1 protein-coding gene is annotated in these 418 nt (G+C 78.5%); it reads right to left on the bottom strand.

Annotated elements, in window-relative coordinates:
- Window positions 1-140: 140 nt before the first annotated feature.
- Window positions 141-418: hypothetical protein (locus tag I6F37_RS41830; RefSeq protein ID WP_225154646.1), on the bottom strand; the 278-nt coding region annotated here is incomplete at its 5' end.

The raw sequence follows: 418 nt of genomic DNA, 5'->3' as shown, positions 1-418 counted from the left end.
GGCTACGACGCCCTGGAGCCCACCGCCTGACAGACGGCTGACCGACGGCCGGGCCGCGCGCTGCCCTGCCTCGGGCAGGGGTCGGACCCCCGACGTCGGGTGACGACGGGGGTCCGGGTCCCTCCGTGCTGCTGCCGGGGTCAGCGGCGCAGGATCGCTCGTCGACCGGGGAGCGCGAGCACGAGGCCGGCCGCCACGAGGAGCAGCCCCAGCGCCGCCCACAGCAGCAGGCCCGTGGGAGCACCGGTGTCGGGCAGCGCCTGGCCGACCATCGCCGTGGGCGACGTCGCGCCCGTCGGGGCCGCAGCCGCGGGGCCACCCTGCGCGAGCACCGTGGCCGGCACGTTGTCCGTGGTGGTGCGGGCCGGGTCGGTGCCGGTGGGCGTGGTCGGGACCGTGGGCATGGTCGGGACCGTGG

It is taken from the genome of Bradyrhizobium sp. NBAIM08 (genome assembly GCF_020193935.1).
In the GTDB taxonomy this organism is placed as follows: domain Bacteria; phylum Pseudomonadota; class Alphaproteobacteria; order Rhizobiales; family Xanthobacteraceae; genus Bradyrhizobium; species Bradyrhizobium yuanmingense.
Note: the sequence above shows the minus strand (reverse complement) of the source record. Positions and strands in the feature narration are given on the sequence as shown.